Genomic DNA, 25,543 nt, shown 5'->3' on the forward strand with positions numbered 1-25,543 from the left:
GATGAAAATTAAAACAATGAAAATCAAATAGATAAAAAATAAAATATTACGATTTTATTTTTTATCGGACATTAATGTTTTGTTTTAGTATTTGTATGCTCTTATAGTTAAAAATGTAAACTTAATTAGGATATGATATACAAACGTTTCGTTCCAGTTTGGTAAGAGTGCAAATAATTCGACACTTAAAACATGCTTAAAATAGCTTTGAAAAGTTATCGTTATTATTGTTCTTTTATAGGTGCTTTCTTTAAACGTTTATTGGTAAAGTGAATTTAAATTCGCTTCCCTTTTTAGCAATGCTTTGAACCCATATTTTACCTCCTAGTTTTTCAATGAATTCCTTGCACAAAACCAGCCCTAATCCGTTTCCTTCTTCATTTCCCGTACCTATTTTTGATTTATTAAAATCTGCTGTAAAAATGTTTTCAATTTCAGTTTGTGACATGCCTATGCCCTCGTCTTTAATTGTAACTTCAACAAAATCATTTTTCGCTATGGAAGTGACTGCTATTTCTCCATTAGAAGTAGAATATTTTATGGCATTGGATATTAAATTTCGTAAAACTGTACCTAACATGTTCTCGTCTGCAGCGACACAAGTGTTTTTATCAACATTTATAATTATTGAAACTTTCTTATGTAGTGCTTGTATTTCAAGTATTTTTATCTCATCTGTAAGCAAATTTAAAAGTAGGATACTTTTAGTTTTAAGAATAGTCTCTTGACTTATTGCCCAAATAAATAACTCATTTAAAATAGCGGAAGCTTTGCGAGCTGCTTCATTAATGGATCTCAAAAACAACATCTTTTCGTTCTTATCTAGGGAAGTACCGTCATCAATCATTAGTTCTGTGAGGCCTTCTATTGAACTTAACGGATTCTTTAAATCATGTGCTAGAATTTTAAAGAACTTATCTTTTGCACTGTTTAAAGCTTTTAAGTGATCTCGCTGAAGAAGAATTTCATCGTTCATTACGCTAATCTGTTCGCTTTTGGCTGCTAATAATTTGTAAGACTTCTTTTTTGCGGTCTGTTGTATTATTAAAAACGCAATAAAACCGATAGATACAGAAAAAATAAAAACAAAAAAATAATTCAATCTTTTTTTAGATTGTAATTTTAGCTCAGTATTTTCATTTTTTATTGTTAAGTCATTTATGGTGACTAATTTTTTCTCATGATCAATCAACTGTTGAAATAATTGAATTGTTCCATCATTGCTGTCGGAAAGCATTTTTTCTTTTACTTCAATATATTGATTTTTATATTTTAGTGCAGTTTTAAAATTTTTGAGTTTTTCATATGCTTTTGATAACGTTAATAAATTAATATTTTGATAGTACAAATCATCAATTGCTATACTTAACTCCTGACTTTTATTAGCATAATTAATCGCTTCTATGAAATTATTTTGTTCGTATTTTATAGTTGCAACATTCAAATAAATTAATGCAATCATTGCTTGGTTATGAATCCTTTGAGAAATAGACAAGGATTTTGCAAAATATTCCAAGGCTCGATCATATTCTTTTAAAATAATGTAAGTGTCGCCTATATTGTTATAGTTTACCGCTACACCATAGTCATCTTTAAGTGAAATGAGTATTTCGTTTGACTTGGTGTAAAAATCTAATCCTTTATCAAAATTGCCACCATCTGTAATAGAATTAGCAATGCTGGTATAACAATGAGCCACTCCATTTTGGTCATTATTTTTTTTATAAAGTTCTAATGCTTTATTAAAATAGTCAACAGAAATAGTGTAATTTTTTTTCTTATAATATATATTTCCAATTCGAGAATACACTTTTGCGATTCCTATTTCGTCTTTAATCTTACTATAGATATTTAAAGCGCGTAAATAACTTTTAAAAGCTTTGTCTTCAGAGTAAGAGTACTCATAATCGCTCCCCATATAAATATTAACCAAAGCTAGTTTCTTGTTATCTTTTAGTTCGACTAGCAATAAAGACGCCTTTTCAAAATATTTAATCGCTTCTATATAGTGATATCGATTATGATAAAACTTGGCTTCGCTTAGTAATACTTCTGCTAGTTGAGCTTTAGAATCCACTGAGTATGCTAGTGCTGTTGCTTTGTCAAAATATAAAGTAGCAGAATCCAAGTGCTTTATTGAGTAGCTATTTGCTTTTTTAAGTAGAGATGCTATTTCATTGTTGGAAAAAGAATTAATTGTAATATTCAATTCCTCTTTTTTAGTATTTAAAATATCTTGTCCCAATACAAGGCTCGAAAACCCTATTATTATTATTATTAAAAATAATAAATACTTTTTCATCCTGGTAAATATATGTATGCTTTGCAATTCTATTGTAAATTATATCGTAGTATGGTTCACTTGTTACCTATAAAAAACATTGGTCATGACTTAAATAGTATATGCTAATTTGTAAAGAGATTTATTTGAATAATGAGTATTTCATACAAGCTGTGAAGTTAGACTAAAGAAAGGTTAAAATGCAAATTAATACGTTAAAGTGTAATTAAATTCTGGAACTATATGTTAATTACTATAGTCACTGTTCATATTCTTAGTAATTATATGACTGTTCTAACTGTGTTTATTGGTCTCAAATGGAGTTTAAAACTATGTAGTTTCAATGCATCTCGCTTAGCTTCTAAAAAATGTTAACACCGCAGATTAGCAAATTTTAAAATAATTGGTACAAAACAATTTGCGAATCTTCGGTAAATATTAGTAATACAACATGCAGACTTTAAGTATGACAACCAAATCTATGGACTTTAAGTCCATAGTGGTTTAGTTTTCTTTTAATTATACTGTTTTTTTATTGAAAAACGTTGCTTTTACAAATCTTGATAATTTGTCATTGATAGGATACTATTTTTCTTTTAGTGATCCCACCAAATAGTAATATTGGACAAAAGCCGTGTTAAGTTCAATACTTTTCTGAGAAAGTCATAAGAAAACAAGCTGCGTTAAAGCAGTAATAATATTAAAGCAACGTTAATATTATTTTCTCAGGAATTATTATCCTCTATTCCAACTGGGATTTAATAGGTTGAATTTCAATATGGAAATACACAAAAAACAGTCACTATTCTATAGTTAGGGAAACCTTAATTTATTCTTTGGCACGCTAGTTGAATATCTCATTTCAAATAACAATGAAATAGCGTAAGCCGAAAAGCTCAAGAGTAGGCAAAACACAAAATATAAATATCATGAAAAAAATTACCTTTTTAGTAGCTAGTATTTTCTTAATTGGAGGTAGTGTAGCAAATGCAACAGTTAAAAATAACTTGCCAAATGCAACAAGAGTTGCTGTGGATTTTAGAAATGCGGAACCAATTATTTTCACAGATGGTGGAATTGAGTTCTACGTGTTTGCCGATGGACAATTTGATTTTAATGCACGAGCTTTTGCTCGAGATAAATCTTTTAAACCAAATAGAAGAGGCAGTGGAAATAGAAACTATGGTACAGCTGCTTCTTTTCGGAGAGATAATTACGGTGTAAAAGTGGAATACAATAGAAGAGGGAATATAACACGTATTGGAAATGTTTCTATCAATTTTGATTTAAATGATAGAATTAAACGTATCGGCTCTGTTCAAATGTCTTACAATCGTTATTCTTTAGAACGTGTAGGTGGTTTAGAGATTATCTATAACCGTCGTGGTCAAATTGTTGATACTTATGGTTCTGTAAAAGGTGTTAGAGGGTATGCAAGTAACCAAAACAACGATAATGACTATGTAATTAATAGAAATGTAAGTGATCGTGATTATAGAGTGAACGATACTAAAGTCGTACAACGAGATACTAGAGTTGCAACTACTATAGATGTAAGAATCGTAAAAAGAAACTAGTTATTTATATATAATTGATAGTAAATGTCCCGTTGGTAATTGTATTAGCGGGATTTTTGCTTTTATTAGTAACAGTATTAAAAAGCTTTTCATAGAAAAATAGCTTAGCTTATTTGGGTTGCCTTAAATATTAAAATTGATTAGAGTCTACAATCATATTATTTGTCTGAGAAATAGTTTTTTATAAATTGATGTTGTTCCGCAGGATTCATCTGATCGGTATTTGTGATTTCGATTTTTGTTTTTAGAAATCTTTCGTCTTCACTTAATACATCGAAGAGTTCGGTTTTTGCATTTGTGGGGCCAAAAATAATTATTCTGTCGTAGTTTTTTATTTTACTAGCTATTTTATAATAATAAGTTTGTAAAAGACGATCTCTTTTCTCTAATAGTGCAGCCAGTGTTTTAATAGGGTATAGTTTAGTCGATTCGAAAGAAGTCGATTCGGCTTTTATTATTTCAAAGGAGTTTGAAGTAAATCCTGTTAAATAAGCGATGGAATAATCCATCCATATTCCCATTTTCTTTGGTAGTCCCATTTTATCTATATTTTAATTAGACTTAAAGTTCAGTTTTTTAGGCGTTAATGTTTCTGATAATAAGGCGGTTGTCTTCTTTTCTAAAGGCAAATAGTAATAAAGTGTCGATTAGTGGAAACGAATTATTTTTAAACGGGGGTGTTGTATTTGTAAACTGAAGAGAGCAAAAAAAAACCATTCGTCGCGACGAATGGTTTTTTGTATAGTTTTAAAAGATAGTTTAAGCTAATAAATCCAAAACATAGGATGGAAACAAACCTAATGCAATATTCAATACAATCGCTATTACTGCAACTGCATATATCACAACGGGAGTTCCTGTTCTTTCTTCGTTAGGCTCCTTGGTGTACATTGCCATGATCAATTTAAAGTAGTATCCCACGCTTATAATTGAGTTGATTACTGCAACAATCACTAAAGCAATAAAACCTGCTTGTAACATGTTATTGAATAAAAATAATTTGGCAAAGAAACCTGCGAATATTGGAATTCCGGCCATAGACAATAAGGAAGCAGTTAAGATTGCCGCTAATAGTGGGTGCGTTTTTCCTAATCCATGGAAATTAGCCATGTCTTCATTTTCGTTGTTTTTACAAACATAGATTATTACACTAAAGGCAGCGATTCCCGCCAATGAGTAAGCTGAGGTATAATACAATAATGTTCCAGCTGCGTTTGTCGTGTTCAGTAAAGTCATTAACATAAAACCTGCATGTGAAATTCCAGAGAAAGCTAAGATACGTTTTACGTTTACTTGACGCAATGCCATTATATTTCCTACGGTCATCGAAGCCATGGAAATGATGACAATAACTATTTGAAATGAAGGCGAAATATCCGCATTCATAATCGTTAGCAATTTAAATAAAGTGGCAATAGCTACTACTTTTGCCAATGTACTCATTAAAGCAGTAGTTAAAGTAGGAGATCCTTCGTAAACATCAGGAGCCCAGAAATGAAAAGGTACTGCGGCAATTTTGAAAAACATTCCGATAGTAACTAGTACAATCCCAATTGGGAACCAAACTGGCAATTCAGCTGATTGTGATAATTCACTAATTTCGATAACATCAAAACTTCCCATCGCTCCGTAAATTAAACAGATACCGAAAAGGATAATTCCTGAAGCAAAAGATCCCATTAAGAAATATTTTAATCCAGCTTCATTACTTTTTATACTCAATCTGTTGCTTGCCGCCAAAATGTATAGGGCAATAGATAATACTTCAATCCCTAAAAAGAACATAGCTAAGTTTCCAAAAGAAACCATCGCAACAGTTCCTGCCAATAAAAATACTTTTATGGCAATAAAATCAGAGATCTTAGTTTGGTGATGCTCATAGAATTTATGGCTCAAGGCCGCTAAGAAAATGGTTAATATGATAAACAAACCACTGAATGCAGTTGAAAATTTACTCACAATAATCATGTTGTTGTAGTAGGTGGCAGGAGAATTAAATTCTGAGATATCAAGACCAAGTATAGCAAGTAACCCAATAATTGTTATCGGAATAATGGCTTTTCTTAAATTGAAAATTTCAAATAAAAGGCATAAAACACCTAATCCTATTATAGCTATTAATGTATTCATTTTTTTTATTTGACTAGTTAATTCTATTAATATGAGTTAAAATATTTTCCAAACTTGGTGTGATTAAGTCTGTAATTGGTTTTGGATACATCCCAAAAAAGAATAAAACAGCAATGATAGTAACCAAAGCAAATCCTTCTTTAAAAGTAACGTCGGTAAATACTTTTGTATTCGTTTCTCCAAGCATTACTTGTTGGTACATTTTCAACATATAGTATGCTCCTAAGATGATAGTTGTTCCTCCTAAAAAGGCAAACCATACATTTATTTGAGACAGACTGTATAAAACCGTGAATTCCCCAACGAAGTTAAAAGTAGTAGGAAGCGCAACAGAGGCTAATACTAAAAGTAAAAACATCGAAGCAAATTTTGGTGATTGCGAACGAATACCGCCCATTTCAGCGATAGTTCTTGTTTCATATCTTCTAAAAATAATTTCAGAGATGAAAAACAATCCAACTACCACAAAACCGTGAGAAATCATTTGTAATACTGCACCACGTAATCCATCAATTGTTAGCGTATAGGTTCCTGCTGCAATTAAGCCAACGTGAGCTAATGAAGAATAAGCAAGTAGCTTTTTCAAGTCTTTTTGTCTCAAGGCTACAATCGAACCGTAGATTACACCCGCAATTCCAAGGCTGATGAAGATATACATGTATTCTTTTGCTGCAAGCGGAGCAATAGGTAGTTGCCAACGAATAACGCTGTACAATCCCATTTTTAGCATAATCCCTGAAAGCAACATCGTTCCCACTGCAGGTGCTTTTTGGTAAACGCTTGCTTGCCAGGTGTGGAACGGAATAAGTGGAATTTTAATAGCGTAGGCTAAGAAAAACGCCAAGAATATCCACAATTGTTCGGTTGCTGATAAGTTTAATTTGTATAAATCTTCTAATAAAAAGCTTCCTGCTTGTTGGTATAAATAAACAAAAGCGATTAGCATAAATAAAGATCCAGCTAGGGTGTAGATAAAGAATTTTATCACTGCTTTTTTACGTTCTTCCGCATCACCATTACCCCAAATTAAGGCAATGAAGTAAATAGGAATTAATGACAATTCCCAGAAAATGTAATATAAAAGACCATCTGAAGCTAAAAATGTTCCAACCATGGCAAAGGCCATAAAAAGAATCAAAGCATAAAACGCTTTCGCATTTGTGTAAACATTTTCAAAAGAAGAAAAGATAATAATAGGTGTCAATGCTAATGTCAATAGTAACATAGCAATTGATAAACCATCTGCTTGTAGTGCAAATGAGATATTTGGTTGGTTGATCCATTGGTGGATAACACTAATGTTTTCACCAGCGTTAAATTGATTTAACAATACAATTGCACATCCTAAAGACGATAGGCTAAAGAACAGTGCTACTTTTGAAGCCAGTTTGTCACCAGCCAGATACGTTGCAAAGGCGCCAACAAAAAGTATAATTAACAGTATAGATACATTCATAATATAAAATTATTGAGCTAAAAATAAATAGGTTACAATGGCACACATGCCTAAAACAAACGCAAAAAGATAACGTCCGATACTTCCGTTTTGTATTTTCTTGCCTTGAAACCCGATTTCGTTGGTTACTTGTCCTAATCCAAAAACTAAAGAGGTCAAAGTAGTTTCCACATGGTCTCTAAAGAATTTTGATAGGCCGTTGATTGATTTTATGAATAAAAAGTCATAGATTTCATCTACATAATATTTATCGTATAACACTTTTGTAAAACCAGTAATTGCAGCATCTTCTGCAGGAACTTGATTTTGTTTGATGTATTTGGCGTAAGCAATTCCTATTCCTACTAATCCACCTATAACGGCAACTAGCATCAATGCATATTCAGTTGTTCCAAAGTGGTGTTCCTCTGTAGCTGCTTTTGTAAATAAAGGAGATAGGTATTCGTTCAACCAACTATTAGTGGGTAAACTAATTAATCCACCTAATGTTGCTAGAATTGCCAAAACAATTAAAGGAAACGTTATCAAAGTTGGACTTTCATGTAAATGACTTCGTTGTTCTGCGGTACCTCTAAATTCTTTGAAGAACGTAAGATATAATAATCTAAACATATAGAAAGCCGTCATTAACGATGCTAATGAAGCAATGAACCAAAGTATTTTGTTGTGTTCAAAAGCCACCATTAATATTTCATCTTTCGAGAAAAATCCAGAAAAAGGAGGGATTCCTGATATTGCTAATGAAGATATTAAAAAGGTAATAAATGTTATTGTCATTACTTTTTTCAATCCACCCATTTTACGCATGTCTTGTTCTCCGTGTAATGCATGAATAACAGATCCAGAACCCAAGAACAAACATGCTTTAAAGAAAGCGTGTGTGATTACATGGAAAACGGCTACTTCGTATGCTCCAAGACCTAATGCCAAAAACATTAATCCTAATTGAGAAACGGTAGAATAAGCAAGTACTTTTTTAATATCGGTTTGAACTAAAGCGATAGTTGCAGCTACAAGAGAAGTAACAGCACCAACAATAGCAATAATGTTTTGTACATCAGGAGCTAAGTCAAACACGAAGTTTAATCTTGTAATCATAAAGATACCTGCAGTTACCATTGTTGCAGCATGTATTAATGCTGAAACAGGTGTTGGACCCGCCATTGCGTCTGGCAACCAAGTGTATAATGGAATTTGTGCTGATTTTCCACAAGCTCCAATGAATAGAGCAAAAGCAGCAGCAGAGATCCAATACATATTCAAATCGGTAGCACCATTAATCGCTGTTTTTAAAGTAGCATAATCTAATGTAGAGAATAATGATCCTATAATGAAGATTCCAATTAGTAAACCTAAATCTCCAATTCTGTTCATAATGAATGCTTTTTTAGCCGCATCATTGAATTCTTGGTTTTTATGCCAAAATCCAATTAGAAGGTAAGAACAAAGTCCAACGCCTTCCCAACCGATGAACAATACTAATAAGTTGCTTCCAATGACCAAAGTAATCATGAAGAAGATAAAAAGATTCAAATAAGCAAAGTACTTATGCATGTTTTCGTCATCATGCATATAGCTGATGGAGTACATATGTATCAGAGCGCCAATTCCAGTAACAAAAAGCAGCCATAAAATTGATAATTGGTCTAATAAAAAACCAAAGTCTACTTTAAAGTTGCTGATTTGAATCCAATCAAATAATTGAATTTGGATCGCTTGATGCGTTTGATTTATTTGGAGGAAAAAATAAACAGATACTGCAAACGAAAGTGCAACTGTAAGTGTTCCAATTATCCCAGAAGCGGATTTTCCGATACTTTTTCCAAAGAAAACATTAAATAAAAATCCTAAAAAAGGAGCTAGTAATAAGAGTAAAGTTAAACTTGTATCCATTGAAATTTATCCTTTTAAGTTTTTTAAATTATTGATGTCAATTGAGCCTAAATTCCTAAAAATAGAAACTAGAATAGCTAAACCTACAGCAACTTCGGCAGCAGCTACAGCCATAGAGAAAAAGACGAAAATTTGTCCTTGTGCATCTTGGTGATAGGTAGAAAATGCAACAAACAAAAGATTGACTGCATTCAGCATAATTTCGATAGACATAAATACGATAATTGCATTTCGTCTGTATAAAACGCCAAAGACCCCAATACAAAAAAGTATCGTAGAAAGGAAAATGTAGTTTTCGATGCCTATTTCATTTAAAATATTGTTCATGTTATTTCTCTGTTTTTTCTTTTTTAGACAATAAAACCGTTCCAATCATTGCTACTAAAAGCAATATAGAGGCAAATTCAAACGGAACCATATACTCATTCAATAAGACTTTACCCAAAACTTTTATAGATTGGTAATCTTCTCCAGTAGTGATGTATTCTCCAACGATAGGTTTAGAGTTGATGAAAACTAATATCAAAACGATACAAATCAAGCAAAAAGAAACAATAGCTCCTAATCGTGTAATTCTAGGTTTATGTACTTCGTTTTCTTTATTCAAGTTCATCAACATGATAGTGAATAAGAATAAAATCATAATCGCTCCAGAGTAGACAATAATATGAACAATGGCTAGAAACTGAGAGTTCAATAATAGATAATGTCCTGCAATTGAGAAAAAACAAATTACAAGATATAAGGCACTGTGAATTGGGTTTCTGCTAAAGATGGTCAAAAAAGCGGTGGCTATAGTGACTGCTGCTAAAACACAAAAGATAATTAGTATAGTTGACATTAGTTAGCGTTTTTAAGTTGTGCATTTTGCATTGCGATATCTAAAGGCATGACCAATTTATCTTTTCCATAAATGAAATCTTCTCTGTCGTAACTAGAAGCTACTAGTGTTTTTGAGGTGGTCAAGTAGATGGCGTCTTTTGGACACGCTTCTTCGCACAAACCACAAAAAATACAACGCAACATATTGATTTCATATATCGAAGCATATTTCTCTTCTCTGTACAAATGCTTTTCCTCTGGTTTACGTTCTTCCGCTTTCATTGTGATCGCTTCTGCAGGACATGACAAAGCACATAATCCACAAGCAGTACAATTTTCTCTACCTTGTTCGTCCCGTTTTAATTGGTGCTGACCACGGTAAACCGGACTCATTTCACGTACCTGTTCAGGATATTGTATGGTAACTTTTCTTGTAAACAAATGTTTAATTGTGATTATCATTCCTTTGACAATCGCAAGTAGATACATTTTTTCCAAAAAAGACATCTCTTTGTTAGAGACTACTTTTTTTCTTCCAGATAAGGATATCGTTTCTATTGACATTTTTTTGTTTTATTAGTAGCTTATTCCTGCTATTCGCTTCAATCTTTAATTCTGAAAAGGTTCAGAATTAAAGGATTTTCACTGCTATCAGGGCTAGGCATTTTTCACTCCTATTTAAAATCCTAAGTAAATTGCTATTTCTGCTCTCAAAATTACAATTCCAGTAATAATGATATTGACGATCGAAAGTGGTATTAATATTCTCCATCCCAAATGCATCAGTTGATCGTATCTAAATCTTGGAATAGTCCATCGTACCCACATGTAAAGGAAAATGAAACCGCATATTTTGATAAACAAAGCGACAATTCCTAATACGTTAGCAAAGTTTACACCCCAGTTTTCTACTGCCCAACTCATTCCTGGATAGTTATATCCTCCAAAGAATAAAACAGCAAGAATAGTAGAGGAGATAAACATATTAGCATATTCAGCAAATAAGTAGAAACCCATTTTCATGGAGGAATACTCTGTGTGGTATCCACCAATTAATTCTGTTTCACATTCTGCTAAATCAAATGGAGTTCGGTTTGTTTCTGCAAAAGCACAGATTAAGAATATAAGGAACGACAACGGTTGGTAAAAAACATTCCAGTTCATCCCAGATTGTTGTAATGAGATTTCTCTCAAACTCAAAGTTCCAGTCATCATCAATAAAGCGATCAACGAAAGCCCCATCGCGACCTCGTAAGAGATCATTTGAGAAGCCGCACGAACAGCACCAATTAATGAAAATTTATTATTAGAAGCCCATCCACCAATCATGATTCCGTACACACCGATTGACATTACACCAATAAGGTATAGTAAAGCCACATCTATGTCAGTTGCCTGCAGAATAATGTCTCTACCAAAAAGATGAAAGTGATCACCCCAAGGGATAACGGCACTTGTCATTAAAGCAGTGGTCATTGCAAGTGCAGGCCCTGCAAAAAACAAAAATCGGTTGGGAGTATCTGGTTCAAATTCTTCTTTCGAAAATAATTTTAATCCATCCGCTAGTGGTTGTAATAATCCACCTTTTCCAGCTCTATTTGGACCGATACGATCTTGAAGCCAAGCGGCTACTTTTCTTTCAGCCAAAGTAGAATACATTGCCATTAGCATCGTAATTCCAAATACAACTAAAATAATAACGCTTTTTTCTATAATTATAGTACTATCCATTTTCTAAATGTTACCCTGTTTAAAATCTGCCTCTTCGTCTTTATCTAAAGGGATAGCAGGCATGCTTATTTTCTTACGATCTTGATCTCTACCTTTTAGAATCCCTTCTTCGGTAGCGATTACAACTGTTTCCAGTTCTTGAGTGTAATTATTTTGATTGATAACAGAATCTTTGTCAAATGCTCTTGGCCCTTCAATGACCCAGTCCGCAGTGGTTTTGTGGTCAAAACGACATTCGTTGCAAATGAATTCTTCTACTTCATGATAGACATCTTTACGACCGGTAACTCTTTGAATTTCGTCTCCAAACATCCAAAGAGTTGTTTTTCCACAACATCCTGGAGTCGTACACTCTCTATGAGCGTTGTAAGGCTTGTTGAACCAAACTCTAGATTTGAATCTGAAAGTTTTATCCGTTAATGCACCTACTGGACACACATCAATCATATTTCCGGAGAACTCATTGTCGATTGCTTTAGAAATACAAGTCGAAATATTCGAATGATCTCCTCTGTCCATCACACCGTGTACACGATTGTCTGTCAATTGATCAGCAACCATTACACAACGGTAACAAAGAATACAACGATTCATATGTAATTGAATATTTGGACCAATATCTTCTGGCTCAAATGTTCTTTTCTCCTCTATAAATCTACTTTTAGCTTTACCATGCTCAAAACTTAAATCTTGTAAATCACATTCTCCCGCCTGGTCACAAACTGGACAATCTAGTGGATGATTGATCAATAAAAATTCAGTTACTGATTCTCTAGCTTCTTTAACTCTGTCAGAAGATTTACTGTTAATTTCCATACCATCCATGCATCCTGTAACACAGGAAGCCATTAGTTTAGGCATAGGTCTGGGATCTGCTTCACTACCTTTCGCTACTTCCACTAAGCAACAACGGCATTTTCCACCACTTCCTTTTAATTTAGAGTAATAGCACATTGCTGGTGGCACAGATTCTCCACCTATCATACGTGCTGCTTGCAGAATAGTTGTTCCTGGTTCTACTTCAATTGCTTGACCGTCTATTGTTACTTTCATTGTATTTTTGTTTGTATGTTTCAGGTTTAGCGTTTGAGATTGTGAGAACCAAACTGAGAAACTTTAAACATTGAACTTTAAACTTATTATACTATTACTTTAGGAACTAAATGCTTTACTTTTTCAAAAGGTTCAGCAACAAAATGGTTTCTATTTTTTATTTTTTCTGGGAAACGAACATGATATTCAAATTCATCTCTAAAATGTCGAATAGCTGCTGCTACTGGCCATGAAGCCGCATCACCTAATGGACAAATCGTGTTTCCTTCAATTTTACTTTGAATACTCCATAGCAAATCAATATCTTCTTCACGTCCTTGGCCGTTTTCAATACGCCACAACACTTTTTCTAACCATCCTGTACCTTCACGACATGGAGAACATTGTCCACAACTTTCATGATGATAAAAACGAGCAAAATTCCAAGTGTTACGCACGATGCAAGAAGTGTCATCATAAACAATGAATCCTCCAGAACCTAACATCGATCCTGTTGCAAATCCACCATCACTTAATGATTCGTAAGACATCAAACGATCTTCGCCGTTCGCTGTTTTGTATATTAAATCGGCTGGTAAAATGGGCACTGATGAACCTCCTGGTACTAATGCCTTCAAAGGTCGGTCTGAACTCATTCCGCCTAAATATTCATCTGAATTCATGAATTCGTAAACACTTAGTCCCAATTGAATTTCGTACACACCAGGGTTTTTTATATGCCCTGAAGCTGAAATTAATTTGGTTCCAGTAGATCTTCCGATTCCAATTTTTGCATAGTCATCACCTGAATTGTTCACAATCCATGGCACTGATGCAATAGTTTCAACATTATTTACCACTGTTGGGTTAGCCCATAAACCTGATACTGCAGGAAATGGTGGCTTGATACGAGGATTTCCTCTTTTTCCTTCCAATGATTCAATAAGAGCGGTTTCTTCACCACAAATGTAGGCTCCAGCACCACAATGAACATAAAGCTCTAAGTCGTATCCTGTTCCTAATATGTTTTTACCCAACCAACCAGCTGCTTTCGCTTCGGCAATGGCTCTTTCTAGGATTTTATAAACCCACATGTATTCACCGCGAATGTAGATGTACGATAGGTTTGCACCCAAAGCAAAACTGGAAGTAATCATTCCTTCGATCAATAAATGGGGAATAAATTCCATCAAGTAGCGATCTTTAAAAGTTCCCGGTTCAGATTCATCTGCATTACAAACTAAATGTCTTGGTTTTCCTGATTTTTTATCAATAAAACTCCATTTTAATCCAGCAGGGAATCCAGCACCACCACGACCACGAAGTCCTGATGCTTTCACTTGCTCAACAACTTCGTCAGGAGTCATTGTTTTCATTGCTTTTTCCACTGAAGCGTAACCACCGTTTTGGCGATATACTTCATAGGTTTTGATTCCTGGAATCTTGATTTTGTCTAATAATATCTTTTTTGACATATTATTTATCGTGTAGTATTATTTTATTATCTCGGCAATCAACGATTAATTGATCGATTTTTTCCTTTGTAAGATGCTCTTTGTAAAAATCGCCTAATTGCATCATAGGTGCATACCCACATGCTCCTAAACATTCTACTCCTTTTACTTCAAAAAGTCCATCTGCAGTAATTTCTCCTGTTTTTACACCTAGCTTTTCGCAAGTGTAGTCCATCAAATCTTCTGTTCCATTTAAGCAACATGGAGAAGTGTGACAAAACTCAAAAAGGAATTTTCCAACAGGTTTTTGATTGTACATCGAATAGAAAGAAACAACTTCATATACCTCGATTGGTAATATTTGGATGATTTCAGCTACCTTATCCATCAATTCAGTACTCAACCAATTGTCGTGAGCATCTTGAACTTCATGTAAAACAGGTAATAAAGCTGATTTTCTTTTGTCTTCTGGGTAATGACTAATTAATTCATTGATGCGAGTCATCAATGTTTCAGTCATATTTATTTCTTGTTTGTAATGTGTTCTTTCCATTTTTCTTTTAAATCTGAAATCTAAAATCGTTATTCTTCAATCTGAAATCTCTATGCGTCTAATTCTCCTGCAATTACATTTAAACTTGATAAAATAACAATCGCATCAGATAGTAATGCTCCTTTTATCATTTCTGGATATGCTTGATAGTAAATAAAACAAGGTCTTCTAAAGTGCAGTCTGTAAGGAGTACGACTTCCGTCAGTCACTAAATAAAAACCTAGTTCTCCATTTCCACCTTCTACAGGATGGTATATTTCTGCAACTGGAACAGGAACTTCTCCCATTACAATTTTGAAGTGATATATTAAGGATTCCATGCTAGTGTAAACATCCTCTTTTGGAGGAAGGTAATAGTCAGGAACATCAGCATGGAAATCGTTTCCTTCTGGCATTTTTGCAAGTGCTTGGCGAATGATACTTATACTTTCCCAAACTTCAGCATTACGGACGCAAAAACGATCGTAAGTATCTCCAGATTTTCCAACAGGAATTATAAAATCAAAATCTTCGTAAGAACTATAAGGTTGTGCGACACGTACATCGTAATCTACTCCTGCAGCACGTAAGTTAGGTCCTGTAAATCCGTAAGAAATTGCTTTTTCCGCAGATATTGCCCCAACATTTATAGTACGATCCATGAAAATTCTATTTCTTTCGAATAGATTTTCGAATTCTTTCCAAGCAACTGGAAATTCTTCTAAAAACACATCTAATTTTCTGAAAGCTTCTGGTGACCAGTCTCTTTCGAAACCACCAATTCTTCCCATATTAGTTGTCAATCGAGCACCACAAATTTCTTCGTAGATCTCATATACTTTCTCTCTAAATTGGAAAACGTAAAGAAATCCGGTATAGGCACCTGTATCAACTCCTAAAATGGAATTACAAATAAGGTGATCCGTGATTCTTGCCAATTCCATTACAATAACCCTTAAATACTGAGCACGTTTTGGGACTTCAATATCCAATAATTTTTCTAAAGTCATCCACCATCCCATATTATTGATAGGAGAGGAGCAATAGTTCATTCGGTCTGTAAGAGGAGTAATTTGGTAAAAAGGACGATTTTCTGCAATTTTTTCAAAAGCGCGGTGTATGTAACCAATAGTTGGTTCCGCTTCTAAAATACGTTCCCCATCCATCAACAAAATATTTTGAAAGATTCCGTGCGTAGCGGGATGAGTAGGACCTAAATTCAGGATTGAAAGTTCACTTCCATCTTCGTTTAGCTTCTCTTTTATGATTTTAGCATATCGATGCTCTGGTGGTAATAATAGTTCTGACATTTATAGAATGTGAAAAATTATAGATTGTGTTTTTAGCAATTGTCGATTGTTCTACCGAAAAAACGGTCGTCTTTATCTGTTCGTCCGCCATCTTCTAATGGAAACTCTTTACGCATAGGAAATGAAATCATTTCATCCATGTTCAAAATACGTTTCAACTGTGGGTGACCTATGAAATCTACTCCGTAAAAATCAAAAGTCTCTCTTTCCATCCAGTTTGCACTTAGGAAAATGTTAGATATTGTTTTTATCTCCGGTTTTTCACCATTGATAAAAGTTTTGATTTTGATGCGTTTGTTGTCGTACCAATTGTGCATGTGATACACAATTGTAAATTGTCTGTCAACTTCATTATCTGGATAATGTATTCCACATAAATCAGTTAAAAAATTAAAACGCAATAATGGGTCGTTTTTCAAAAAAAGGATGATCGCTGTGATTTTATCAGCAGCTACTTCAAATGAAAAGATATCTTTCTCTTGATTAAAGTGAAAAACATACTCACCAAACGTTTCTGTTAATTTATCTTGAATATCTGTGTTTTCTAATGCCATGTCGTTATTTGATATTATAAGAGGCCAATAATTCTTGGTACTCTGGAGAACTTCTTCTTCTTACAGATTCCGATCTAACCAATTCTTGCAATTTCATTACGCCATCTACAATTTGTTCTGGTCTTGGAGGACAACCTGGTACATATACGTCAACTGGTATTACTTTGTCAATCCCTTGAAGAACGGAGTACGTATCGAAAATACCTCCTGAAGATGCACAAGCACCAACAGCAATAACCCATCTTGGTTCTGACATTTGTTCGTATACTTGACGTAAAATAGGAGCCATTTTTTTAGAAATAGTACCCATTACCATTAACATATCTGCTTGGCGAGGAGAAAAACTCACACGCTCAGAGCCAAATCGTGCCAAATCATAATGTGAAGCCATGGTAGCCATGAATTCTATACCACAACATGAAGTTGCAAAGGGTAATGGCCAAAGTGAATTGGCACGAGCCATACCTACAACGTCATTTAGTTTTGTGGCGAAAAATCCTTCTCCAACAACTCCTTCTGGCGGCTCAACCATTTTTATACTTGAATTACTCATTTTTTTGTATTTTGAATTAGAAAATTTGAATTACAAACTAATAGTAGTCTACGATTCAATATTTATAATAAATTCTTATTCCCACTCTAGCGCTTTCTTTTTGATGATGTAGAAAAACCCCACTAAAAGTAAAAGCATAAATATGATCATTTTGACCATTCCTTCCATTCCTAATTCTTTGAAATTGATTGCCCATGGATAAAGGAAAATAACTTCAACATCAAACAGAACAAATAAAATCGCAACTAGAAAGTATTTTACAGAGAATGGAATACGTGCATTTCCTATACCTTCAACACCACATTCAAAATTTTTATCTTTGGCTGCTGACTTTCTTTTTGGTCCCAATTTTCCAGAAACAATAATAGTTCCCACTACAAATCCGGCAGCTAATAAAAACTGTATTAAAATCGGAATATAACTTAATTGATCAGATTGCATAATTAATGATTTTTATGTACTAAAATAAGCAACAAAGATAGGTTTCAAGGATTTAAAACACAAGTGTAATACATAATTTAGTTACATTGAAAATCAAATCACCTCCTAATTTTTAATGATTATAAATAATAATTATAATTCTGTTTTTCTGTTGCCGATATTTAAGATGGAAGCAAAAAAAAAACGTTCCGAAATAAATCGGAACGTTTTAAACATTCGTAGGCAAAAAAATATTTTTTTGCTTAGATAACTGCTACTTTCGCAGCAACTTTTCCTTTTCTTCCTTCTTCTTCTTCATAGCTAACTCTATCACCTTCGCGTAATTCTTCCGCGTTGATTCCTGAAGCGTGAACAAAAATGTCTTTTCCTGTTTCTTCGTCTGTAATGAATCCGTAACCTTTTGATTCATTGAAAAATTTAACTGTACCTGTACGCATTGTAATAGTAATAATAATTTATAATGGAGCAAATGTAATATTTAATATCATATGATTGTTAATAAATATTCTTTTTTTTTGAAAATAATTGATATTCAACGTTTTCCGGTGATTTTTACCGATTGACTATTGAACATTTAATTTTATATGTAGTTCTTTCAACTGGGATTCATCAATTGCCGATGGTGCATCAATCATGACATCTCTTCCAGAATTATTTTTTGGAAAAGCGATAAAGTCACGTATGGTTTCCTGTCCTCCAAGAATAGCAACTAGTCGATCTAATCCAAAAGCTAGTCCTCCGTGCGGCGGAGCTCCAAACTGAAATGCGTCCATCAAGAAACCAAACTGCTCTTTGGCTTGGTCTGGGGTGAAACCTAAATATTTAAACATGAGTTGTTGCGTTGCTTTATCATGAATACGGATAGATCCTCCTCCAATTTCATTTCCGTTCAAAACCATATCATACGCGTTAGCGCGTACTTTTCCTGGATCTGTTTCTAATAAGTGCATGTCTTCCGGTTTAGGGGAAGTAAACGGATGGTGCATCGCGTGGTAACGACCACTTTCTTCATCAAATTCTAATAATGGGAAATCAACAACCCAAAGCGGTGCAAATACTGCAGGGTTTCTCAATCCTAAACGAGTAGCTAATTCCATACGCAAGGCACTTAACTGTGCTCTTGTTTTATCCGTAGGGCCTGATAAAACAAAAATCATATCGCCTGCTTTTGCTTCGGTTACTTTTGCCCAATTGCTTAAATCGTCTTGATCGTAGAATTTATCTACAGATGATTTGTAAGTGCCATCTTCGTTGCATTTTACATAAACCATTCCTGAAGCTCCTACTTGTGGACGTTTCACCCATTCGATTAAAGCATCTATTTCTTTTCTAGTGTAGTTTCCAGCGCCTGGAACTGCAATACCTACAACTAATTCTGCAGCATTAAAAACAGGGAAATCCTTGTTTTGTGCGACTTCGTTTAATTCTCCAAATTCCATTCCGAATCGAATGTCCGGTTTGTCATTTCCATAGGTTTTCATCGCATGTTCGTATGTCATACGAGGGAATTTGTCTACTTCAATTCCTTTAATTTCTTTTAGCAAATGTCTTGTAAGTCCTTCAAAAACATTTAGAATGTCTTCTTGTTCTACAAAAGCCATTTCGCAATCGATTTGTGTGAACTCTGGTTGTCTGTCTGCACGCAAATCTTCGTCACGGAAACATTTCACGATTTGGAAATATTTATCCATTCCGCCTACCATCAATAATTGCTTGAAGGTTTGAGGTGATTGTGGTAAAGCGTAAAATTGACCTTCATTCATTCGAGAAGGAACAACAAAATCTCTTGCTCCTTCCGGAGTTGATTTTATTAAATAAGGCGTTTCTACTTCACAGAAGTCCAAATCTGAAAGATACTTGCGTACTTCCATTGCTACTTTGTGACGAAATAGTAAACTGTTTTTTACAGGATTTCTTCTGATATCAAGGTAACGGTATTTCATTCGAATGTCTTCGCCGCCATCTGTTTCATCTTCAATAGTGAATGGAGGAGTCAAAGCAGCATTCAATATGTTTAGTTCGGTCACTAAAATCTCAATTTCACCCGTTGCGATGTTTTTGTTTTTAGCTTCTCGTTCGATAACAGTTCCCTTTACTTGGATTACAAATTCTCTTCCGAGAGTTTTAGCTAATTCAAAAATGGTTTTATCGGTACGACCTTCGTCGAATAACAATTGTGTGATTCCGTAACGGTCACGTAAATCTACCCAATTCATAAATCCTTTATCACGTGATTTCTGAACCCAACCCGCAAGTGTAACTTCAGTATTTATATGTGAGGCGTTGAGTTCTCCACAGTTATGACTTCTATACATTTTATTTATTTTTATATGCTGTTTTTACTAATGCAAAATACCTGAAGCCCACTGGGCTTCCTCCTTTTAATTTCAAATGCCACAATTATGACTTCTATACATTATGAAAATTTTAGGATACAAAAGTAACCACAAAAATTAAATTAATGCCGAAAACGGCGAAACTTCAATAAATTAATTTTTTGTTAATTTGTTATTTCCCTTCAGAATAATAAATTAGATTTGATTAACAGTATAAATACTACATTTTATGAAAAAATTATTTTTTATTGCTATTGCGCTGGTTTTCTCTTTTAGCGGAATTGGGCAGACGAAAGCAGCAGTTTCTTTTAAAGGCGAGATTGCCAATAGAAACACAGATTCGATTAGTATACTTAACAAGAATAATAGAAAGGAAATCAAAAAGATTTTAGTTGGAAAGGATGGTTTTTTTAAGGATTCTTTTGCAGTAGAAGAGGGTTTTTATATGTTGTTTGACGGAAAGGAATATACTGAACTGTTTCTTAAAAACGGATACGATTTGAATCTTACAATGGATGCTCAAAAATTTGACGAATCTATTGTGTACTCTGGTAAAGGAGCTTTGGAGAATAATTTTTTGGCACAAAATACAATAACGGAGCAAAAGTATGATTATGACGCGCTTTTAGCTTCAAACGAAGAAGTCTTTATGAAGTTGGTAAAGGAGAAAAAAGCGGCTGACTTTTTGAAATTAGATAATCAGAAATTAGATCCTGTTTTTGTATCGCTGCAAAAGAAAAGTATAGAAATGGCTATGGATAGTGGGACTGAATATTATATGGAAGGACTAGAAACCAAGAAATTAAATGGGGTCATGTCGCCATCTTTTGATTATGATAACTATAATGGAGGCAAAACGAAACTCGAAGAGTTTAAAGGAAAATATGTATATATTGATGTTTGGGCTACTTGGTGCGGGCCTTGTATTGGTGAAATTCCTTCTTTAAAAAAGGTTGAAGAGAAATATCACGATAAAAACATTGCGTTTGTGAGTATTTCTATAGATAAACTAAAGGATATCGAGAAATGGAAGTCGATGGTAAAAGGAAAAGAACTAGGTGGTGTTCAGCTTTTTTCTGATAACGACTGGAATTCGCAGTTTGTAAAGGACTTTCATATCACAGGAATCCCAAGATTTATCCTTATAGATCCCAATGGAAAAATTGTTAAAGCGGATGCGGCAAGACCTTCATCTCCGGGACTTGAAGCAGAGTTGGATGCGCTTTTGAAGTAGAGACTTTCTTTTAAATATAACGGAAACTGTTCATCATTTGGACAGTTTTCGTTGGTTTATAACCTTTTTTTTAATATACTTTTTTTAATAGTTAATGTGTTTTAATGCCAATTATGTATATAATGTGACCCAATACCACGTTATATACTTTCACAAACTACACCGCTTAGTTTGTTTCGCTGAAAGCGTCTCAGGATTCGTGAGCAAATGTGTTGAGACAATTCCAGCGTGACAAATAGTACGAATGATTGTTAACTAAACCACATTGGACTATAAAATAAATAGTATTGGTATAATTATAATGAAAGATGTTATGAGTCAATGTTCTAATGTATTATTTGCTATTTTGTTAATTACTGCGGTGTAGAATACGTAATGAAGAATGTGTTTTTCGAATTAGGCAGCAGTGCTTTCAAATTTCCAATGTTAAGTTTTCGTCCAATGTTATTAAATTGTTACCAAATAGTATTTTAAATGTAAATAGTTTTATATATTTGACAAAGAAACTATTAAAACCATACGTCATGAAAAAATATATAATTTTAGGTACAGTGTTAATTTCAGGAATGATTTTCGCGCAAAACACGAAACCACAGTTGGAAGCTGTTGGAAATTTAGTTAAAGCAACCTACCATTATGAGGATGGTAAAGTACAACAAGTAGGTTTCTTTAAAGATGGGAAATTAGAGGGAGAATGGACTTCTTATGATATAAATGGTAACAAAACTGCTATTGCAGTATACGATAAAGGTCAAAAAACAGGGAAGTGGTTTTTTTGGAATAATGCTGTTTTAAGCGAAGTAGATTATTCTAAAAATCAAATTGCCTCTGTTAAAAATTGGAAACATGATCCTTTAGTTAGCGCTGAGTAAGGAAATAATACAAATCGTAAAAAAGGCTTTCACTATCTGTGAAAGCCTTTTTCTATTTAATACAGTTTGCAGTGCAATCTGGTGAGGATAGCCAAAAAAAATTCCTGTTCAAATTAATGAACAGGAATTTTTATGGTTTAAAGAATTACTGTTAATCTTTATGTTCATTATTGTATTCGTCCTCACTCAATACTTGAGGCTCATAGTCAGCAACTATTAGCGCATCAAAATCTGTTTTTTGCCCTTTTGTGAACTTATGGATTAGTTTTTCCATGATTTCATAAATTACTGGAACAATAATTAACGTAAGGAATAGTGAACTGATCAGACCACCAATGATTACCCATGCCAATCCATTTTTCCATTCGGCACCTGCTCCAGCTGCTAGTGCAATTGGGAACATACCAAACACCATCGCAATTGTTGTCATTAAAATGGGACGCAAACGAGCGTGATTGGCTTGAATTAAAGCGGTTCTAATCGTTTCACCGGCAGCTCGTCGCTGGTTCGTGTAATCCACAAGCATAATCGCATTTTTACAAACCAAACCAATTAACATAATAACCCCCAGAATAGTAAATATATTTAAAGTGTTATTTGTTAAAGCTAAGGCTAATAAAGCTCCAATAAAAGAAAGGGGGATAGCAAACAATACCACAAACGGGTGCGCAAAACTATCGTATAATCCAACCATTACCAGATAAACTAGAATAATAGCAGCTAATAAAGCAAAACCTAAGGTTCCAAAACCTTCACTTTGATTTTCCTGATCGCCACCCCAAATGTAATTCACTCCAACAGGTTTTTTCATCGTCGTTAATTTCGATTCAAGTTGGGCAACAACAGTTCCTACCGGAACACCAACAGTCTGTCCTTTTACGGTAACAGATGCCGTTTTGTCTCTACGTTCTAATTGACTTGGTCCAGAACCTTCTTTTACAGTTGCAAATTGAGACAATTTAATTTGTTCCCCCCTGTCATTTGCAAAAATAAGGTTGCTCACATCATTAATGCTTTTTCTATCGAAACTGCTGTATTTGATGTTAATATCATACTCGTATTCACCCGCTCTAAATTTACCGTCCGTATTTCCGCTATAAGCAGTTTGCATTGTCATACCAACAGTTTGTAAAGAAAGTCCAAGTGCAGCCATTTTATCTCTGTCAACCTGAACGTTAATTTCAGGATTTCCAGTTTCTACAGATAATTTTACTCCAGTTGCCCCAGGAATTTTATTCAATTCTTTTTCGGCAGCTTTTGCAAAAACCATCGCGCTTTCTAAACTTGTTCCTGTTACGATTAATGCAATAGGAGCATCTTCAGCAGTTCCAAGAATACCTACTGGTACTGTTTTTACTTTGGCACCAACTAATATTTTTTCTAATTGCAGTTTCATTCTGGCAGCATAGACATAGGAGTCATCTGTTCTATCCTTTTGATCAATCATTTTTACGTCAATCTCTGATTTGTATGCAGTAGATTGAGAAGCACCCATACCTTCACTGGTTTGACCTACTTTAGTAATCAGACTTTTCACATATTTTTGTGTGTTCAAAAAAGCTTCTGCTTTTTGAGCCATAAAATTACTTTGTTCCAATGAAGCATCTTTTGGCAATTCTATTTGAACCAAAAATTCTCCACTATCTGATTTGGCAAAAAACTCTCCACCGATGAATCCAAATGGAACTAATGCTACGGAGCTAAAGAATAAAACTAACACAACGGCCAAGGTAGTTTTATAATGATCCAAACACCATTTTAGTAACTCAGTAATCCAGTTGGTAAAACGAGTTAATAATTTTTCGAATCCAAGAATAATTCTTCCAAAAGCATTTTTACCTTCAATATGTTCTAGTTTTCCAAAACGAGAAGACAACCATGGGATTATTGTGAATGAAGCTAATAAAGAGAATAAAGTAGAGATAATTACCGTAACACAAAACTGTGTAATGATATTCGAAACTAATCCTGTACTCATAGCAATGGGTAAGAATACAACAACGATTACCAAGGTAATGGAAGTTACGGTTCCACCTATTTCGGCTGTTCCGTCATAAGCTGCACGTACTCTGTTTTTTCCCATTTCCATGTGCCTGTAGATATTCTCTAATACCACAATGGCATCATCAACAAGAATACCCACCACTAGCGATAGTCCTAGTAAACTCATCAAGTTTAAAGTATATCCCAGATATAAAAATCCGATGAAGGTAGAGATTAAGGAGGCAGGAATAGAAATCATTACAATCAATGAGTTTCTTACGCTGTGCAAGAAAAATAACATTACAAAAGCAACAAGGAATACCGCGATCAATAAATCATGAATTACTGAATCAGCAGCTTCTAAGGTAAAAATAGTGCTGTCATTAGCGACATTCAATTTCACCGCGTTGTTTTTATAATCGTTTTCTAATTTCGTAATGGTTTTATACACTTGCTCACTAACTGCAACCGCATTAGCATCCGATTGTTTTACAATTTGTAAAATAATAGCGCTCTTTTGATCGACACGGGCAATTTTTTCAGCTGTTTTTTGCCCATCTTGAACATCGGCAATATCGCTTAAACGAACTTGAACTCCGTTTTTTGATGACACCACTAAATTTCTTAGCTCTTCTACATTTTTGTATTTACCGGCTAAACGAATCAATATTTTTTTATCACGTGTTTGAATATTACCAGTAGGAAAGTCTAAGTTAGAGGATAAGATTACCTGTTGTACTTGTGGAATTGAAAGGCCATACCCTTGCATTTTAATCGCGTCAAGACTCACTTGTATTTCGCGTTCCTGTCCACCAATAATGTTTACCTGAGCCACTCCATTTACACGGGACAAAACAGGAGCTATTTTTTTATCGATTAAGTCGTAAAAAGCAACTTCATCCATATTACCATTGGCGCCAATGGTCATAATTGGTAAATCGCTTAGAGAGAATTTACTTAATGACGGTGCTTTGGCATCTTTAGGTAAATCACTTATGATTGCATTTATTTTACGTTGCGCATCGTTTAACGAAAGATCAACTTTTGCTTTTGTGTTTAGCGTAATGGAAACTGTAGATAAACTTTCGTACGAACGAGAGTCGATTTTTTTAATATTTTCCAATGAAGCCACAGCGTCTTCAATTTTTTTTGTTACCGTATTTTCTACTTCAGAAGGGGACGCACCTGGGTAGATGGTTGCTACCGTAATTACATTCTGTTCAAATTTAGGGATTAATTCATACCCCAATTGGCTGTAGCTAAAGAGCCCACCTAGAATCAAAATTGTAAACAATACAATTACTAACGATGGACGTTTTATGGATATTTCTGCTAATTTCATATATAATTTA

At 34.1% G+C, this 25,543-nt stretch carries 22 protein-coding genes; 3 read left to right on the forward strand and 19 right to left on the reverse strand.

Annotation, left to right across the window (positions count from 1 at the left end; all coding sequences use genetic code 11):
• Positions 1-250: 250 nt before the first annotated feature.
• Positions 251-2,302 carry a tetratricopeptide repeat protein gene (locus AC4PRO_RS08890; protein WP_492117099.1) on the reverse strand — a complete coding sequence of 684 codons (2,052 nt, stop codon included), beginning with the start codon at positions 2,300-2,302 and terminating at the stop codon, positions 251-253.
• Positions 2,303-3,210: 908 nt separating this feature from the next.
• Here AC4PRO_RS08890 and AC4PRO_RS08895 point away from each other — a divergent pair.
• Complete coding sequence (locus AC4PRO_RS08895; protein ID WP_492117100.1) at positions 3,211-3,858, forward strand: hypothetical protein; 648 nt, start codon at positions 3,211-3,213, stop codon at positions 3,856-3,858.
• A 158-nt stretch (positions 3,859-4,016) separates the two neighbouring features.
• Here the strand turns inward: AC4PRO_RS08895 and AC4PRO_RS08900 are convergent, their stop codons facing one another.
• The 17 genes from AC4PRO_RS08900 to aspS all read right to left on the reverse strand — a co-directional run bounded on the left by AC4PRO_RS08900 (position 4,017) and on the right by aspS (position 20,081).
• On the reverse strand, positions 4,017-4,397 hold the full coding sequence (locus AC4PRO_RS08900; protein ID WP_492117101.1) for a hypothetical protein: 381 nt from the start codon (positions 4,395-4,397) through the stop codon (positions 4,017-4,019).
• Between the two features lie 220 nt (positions 4,398-4,617).
• Entirely contained in the window at positions 4,618-5,988 is a 1,371-nt protein-coding gene (locus tag AC4PRO_RS08905; RefSeq protein ID WP_492117102.1) for an NADH-quinone oxidoreductase subunit N, read from the reverse strand.
• A gap of 13 nt (positions 5,989-6,001) precedes the next feature.
• The gene (locus AC4PRO_RS08910) at positions 6,002-7,444 is read right to left on the reverse strand and encodes a complex I subunit 4 family protein (protein WP_492117103.1); all 1,443 of its coding nucleotides are present in this window, start codon (positions 7,442-7,444) and stop codon (positions 6,002-6,004) included.
• A 9-nt stretch (positions 7,445-7,453) separates the two neighbouring features.
• Complete coding sequence (gene nuoL / locus AC4PRO_RS08915) at positions 7,454-9,337, reverse strand: NADH-quinone oxidoreductase subunit L (RefSeq protein WP_492117104.1); 1,884 nt, start codon at positions 9,335-9,337, stop codon at positions 7,454-7,456.
• A gap of 6 nt (positions 9,338-9,343) precedes the next feature.
• On the reverse strand, positions 9,344-9,664 hold the full coding sequence (gene nuoK / locus AC4PRO_RS08920; RefSeq protein WP_074723985.1) for an NADH-quinone oxidoreductase subunit NuoK: 321 nt from the start codon (positions 9,662-9,664) through the stop codon (positions 9,344-9,346).
• A 1-nt stretch (position 9,665) separates the two neighbouring features.
• Complete coding sequence (locus tag AC4PRO_RS08925) at positions 9,666-10,178, reverse strand: NADH-quinone oxidoreductase subunit J family protein (RefSeq protein ID WP_074723986.1); 513 nt, start codon at positions 10,176-10,178, stop codon at positions 9,666-9,668.
• Complete coding sequence (locus AC4PRO_RS08930; RefSeq protein ID WP_074723987.1) at positions 10,178-10,723, reverse strand: NuoI/complex I 23 kDa subunit family protein; 546 nt, start codon at positions 10,721-10,723, stop codon at positions 10,178-10,180. The genes AC4PRO_RS08925 and AC4PRO_RS08930 overlap by 1 nt, the downstream gene beginning before the upstream one ends.
• A 114-nt stretch (positions 10,724-10,837) precedes the next feature.
• Positions 10,838-11,890 carry an NADH-quinone oxidoreductase subunit NuoH gene (gene nuoH, locus AC4PRO_RS08935; RefSeq protein ID WP_074723988.1) on the reverse strand — a complete coding sequence of 351 codons (1,053 nt, stop codon included), beginning with the start codon at positions 11,888-11,890 and terminating at the stop codon, positions 10,838-10,840.
• Between the two features lie 3 nt (positions 11,891-11,893).
• On the reverse strand, positions 11,894-12,943 hold the full coding sequence (locus AC4PRO_RS08940; protein ID WP_074723989.1) for an NADH-quinone oxidoreductase subunit G: 1,050 nt from the start codon (positions 12,941-12,943) through the stop codon (positions 11,894-11,896).
• 86 nt (positions 12,944-13,029) lie between these two features.
• On the reverse strand, positions 13,030-14,397 hold the full coding sequence (gene nuoF, locus AC4PRO_RS08945; RefSeq protein WP_492117105.1) for an NADH-quinone oxidoreductase subunit NuoF: 1,368 nt from the start codon (positions 14,395-14,397) through the stop codon (positions 13,030-13,032).
• Between the two features lies 1 nt (position 14,398).
• Positions 14,399-14,929, reverse strand: a complete 531-nt coding sequence (locus tag AC4PRO_RS08950) for an NADH-quinone oxidoreductase subunit NuoE family protein (protein ID WP_492117106.1) — start codon at positions 14,927-14,929, stop codon at positions 14,399-14,401.
• Between the two features lie 50 nt (positions 14,930-14,979).
• Complete coding sequence (locus tag AC4PRO_RS08955) at positions 14,980-16,218, reverse strand: NADH-quinone oxidoreductase subunit D (RefSeq protein ID WP_074723992.1); 1,239 nt, start codon at positions 16,216-16,218, stop codon at positions 14,980-14,982.
• 32 nt (positions 16,219-16,250) lie between these two features.
• Positions 16,251-16,772 carry an NADH-quinone oxidoreductase subunit C gene (locus AC4PRO_RS08960; protein ID WP_074723993.1) on the reverse strand — a complete coding sequence of 174 codons (522 nt, stop codon included), beginning with the start codon at positions 16,770-16,772 and terminating at the stop codon, positions 16,251-16,253.
• A 4-nt stretch (positions 16,773-16,776) separates the two neighbouring features.
• Positions 16,777-17,325 carry an NADH-quinone oxidoreductase subunit B gene (locus tag AC4PRO_RS08965; protein WP_074723994.1) on the reverse strand — a complete coding sequence of 183 codons (549 nt, stop codon included), beginning with the start codon at positions 17,323-17,325 and terminating at the stop codon, positions 16,777-16,779.
• Between the two features lie 75 nt (positions 17,326-17,400).
• On the reverse strand, positions 17,401-17,766 hold the full coding sequence (locus AC4PRO_RS08970) for an NADH-quinone oxidoreductase subunit A (RefSeq protein ID WP_074723995.1): 366 nt from the start codon (positions 17,764-17,766) through the stop codon (positions 17,401-17,403).
• 242 nt (positions 17,767-18,008) lie between these two features.
• On the reverse strand, positions 18,009-18,203 hold the full coding sequence (locus tag AC4PRO_RS08975) for a cold-shock protein (RefSeq protein WP_007137066.1): 195 nt from the start codon (positions 18,201-18,203) through the stop codon (positions 18,009-18,011).
• Positions 18,204-18,329: 126 nt separating this feature from the next.
• On the reverse strand, positions 18,330-20,081 hold the full coding sequence (gene aspS, locus AC4PRO_RS08980) for an aspartate--tRNA ligase (protein ID WP_492117107.1): 1,752 nt from the start codon (positions 20,079-20,081) through the stop codon (positions 18,330-18,332).
• A gap of 250 nt (positions 20,082-20,331) precedes the next feature.
• On the opposite strand from aspS, the gene AC4PRO_RS08985 reads away from it, so the two are divergent.
• Positions 20,332-21,336 (forward strand): TlpA family protein disulfide reductase, encoded by a 1,005-nt coding sequence (locus AC4PRO_RS08985; protein ID WP_074723997.1) that lies wholly within the window; start codon positions 20,332-20,334, stop codon positions 21,334-21,336.
• A 524-nt stretch (positions 21,337-21,860) separates the two neighbouring features.
• Entirely contained in the window at positions 21,861-22,208 is a 348-nt protein-coding gene (locus AC4PRO_RS08990; protein WP_074723998.1) for a toxin-antitoxin system YwqK family antitoxin, read from the forward strand.
• 151 nt (positions 22,209-22,359) lie between these two features.
• Here AC4PRO_RS08990 and AC4PRO_RS08995 read toward each other — a convergent pair whose 3' ends face one another.
• Positions 22,360-25,533, reverse strand: a complete 3,174-nt coding sequence (locus tag AC4PRO_RS08995; protein WP_492117108.1) for an efflux RND transporter permease subunit — start codon at positions 25,531-25,533, stop codon at positions 22,360-22,362.
• Positions 25,534-25,543: the final 10 nt, after the last annotated feature.

Source organism: Flavobacterium sp. DW-iso2 (genome assembly GCF_058725285.1).

Bases quoted from the DNA above. Each gene is read 5' to 3' on its own strand.
- nuoH (WP_074723988.1), bottom strand. From the start codon at position 11,890: ATGGATAGTACTATAATTATAGAAAAAAGCGTTATTATTTTAGTTGTA.
- AC4PRO_RS08990 (WP_074723998.1), top strand. From the start codon at position 21,861: ATGAAAAAATATATAATTTTAGGTACAGTGTTAATTTCAGGAATGATT.
- AC4PRO_RS08940 (WP_074723989.1), bottom strand. From the start codon at position 12,943: ATGAAAGTAACAATAGACGGTCAAGCAATTGAAGTAGAACCAGGAACA.
- AC4PRO_RS08905 (WP_492117102.1), bottom strand. From the start codon at position 5,988: ATGAATACATTAATAGCTATAATAGGATTAGGTGTTTTATGCCTTTTA.
- AC4PRO_RS08930 (WP_074723987.1), bottom strand. From the start codon at position 10,723: ATGTCAATAGAAACGATATCCTTATCTGGAAGAAAAAAAGTAGTCTCT.
- AC4PRO_RS08970 (WP_074723995.1), bottom strand. From the start codon at position 17,766: ATGCAATCTGATCAATTAAGTTATATTCCGATTTTAATACAGTTTTTA.
- nuoF (WP_492117105.1), bottom strand. From the start codon at position 14,397: ATGTCAAAAAAGATATTATTAGACAAAATCAAGATTCCAGGAATCAAA.
- AC4PRO_RS08985 (WP_074723997.1), top strand. From the start codon at position 20,332: ATGAAAAAATTATTTTTTATTGCTATTGCGCTGGTTTTCTCTTTTAGC.
- AC4PRO_RS08955 (WP_074723992.1), bottom strand. From the start codon at position 16,218: ATGTCAGAACTATTATTACCACCAGAGCATCGATATGCTAAAATCATA.
- AC4PRO_RS08975 (WP_007137066.1), bottom strand. From the start codon at position 18,203: ATGCGTACAGGTACAGTTAAATTTTTCAATGAATCAAAAGGTTACGGA.
- AC4PRO_RS08890 (WP_492117099.1), bottom strand. From the start codon at position 2,302: ATGAAAAAGTATTTATTATTTTTAATAATAATAATAATAGGGTTTTCG.
- AC4PRO_RS08895 (WP_492117100.1), top strand. From the start codon at position 3,211: ATGAAAAAAATTACCTTTTTAGTAGCTAGTATTTTCTTAATTGGAGGT.
- nuoK (WP_074723985.1), bottom strand. From the start codon at position 9,664: ATGAACAATATTTTAAATGAAATAGGCATCGAAAACTACATTTTCCTT.
- AC4PRO_RS08960 (WP_074723993.1), bottom strand. From the start codon at position 16,772: ATGGCATTAGAAAACACAGATATTCAAGATAAATTAACAGAAACGTTT.
- aspS (WP_492117107.1), bottom strand. From the start codon at position 20,081: ATGTATAGAAGTCATAACTGTGGAGAACTCAACGCCTCACATATAAAT.
- AC4PRO_RS08950 (WP_492117106.1), bottom strand. From the start codon at position 14,929: ATGGAAAGAACACATTACAAACAAGAAATAAATATGACTGAAACATTG.
- AC4PRO_RS08995 (WP_492117108.1), bottom strand. From the start codon at position 25,533: ATGAAATTAGCAGAAATATCCATAAAACGTCCATCGTTAGTAATTGTA.
- nuoL (WP_492117104.1), bottom strand. From the start codon at position 9,337: ATGGATACAAGTTTAACTTTACTCTTATTACTAGCTCCTTTTTTAGGA.
- AC4PRO_RS08925 (WP_074723986.1), bottom strand. From the start codon at position 10,178: ATGTCAACTATACTAATTATCTTTTGTGTTTTAGCAGCAGTCACTATA.
- AC4PRO_RS08965 (WP_074723994.1), bottom strand. From the start codon at position 17,325: ATGAGTAATTCAAGTATAAAAATGGTTGAGCCGCCAGAAGGAGTTGTT.
- AC4PRO_RS08900 (WP_492117101.1), bottom strand. From the start codon at position 4,397: ATGGGACTACCAAAGAAAATGGGAATATGGATGGATTATTCCATCGCT.
- AC4PRO_RS08910 (WP_492117103.1), bottom strand. From the start codon at position 7,444: ATGAATGTATCTATACTGTTAATTATACTTTTTGTTGGCGCCTTTGCA.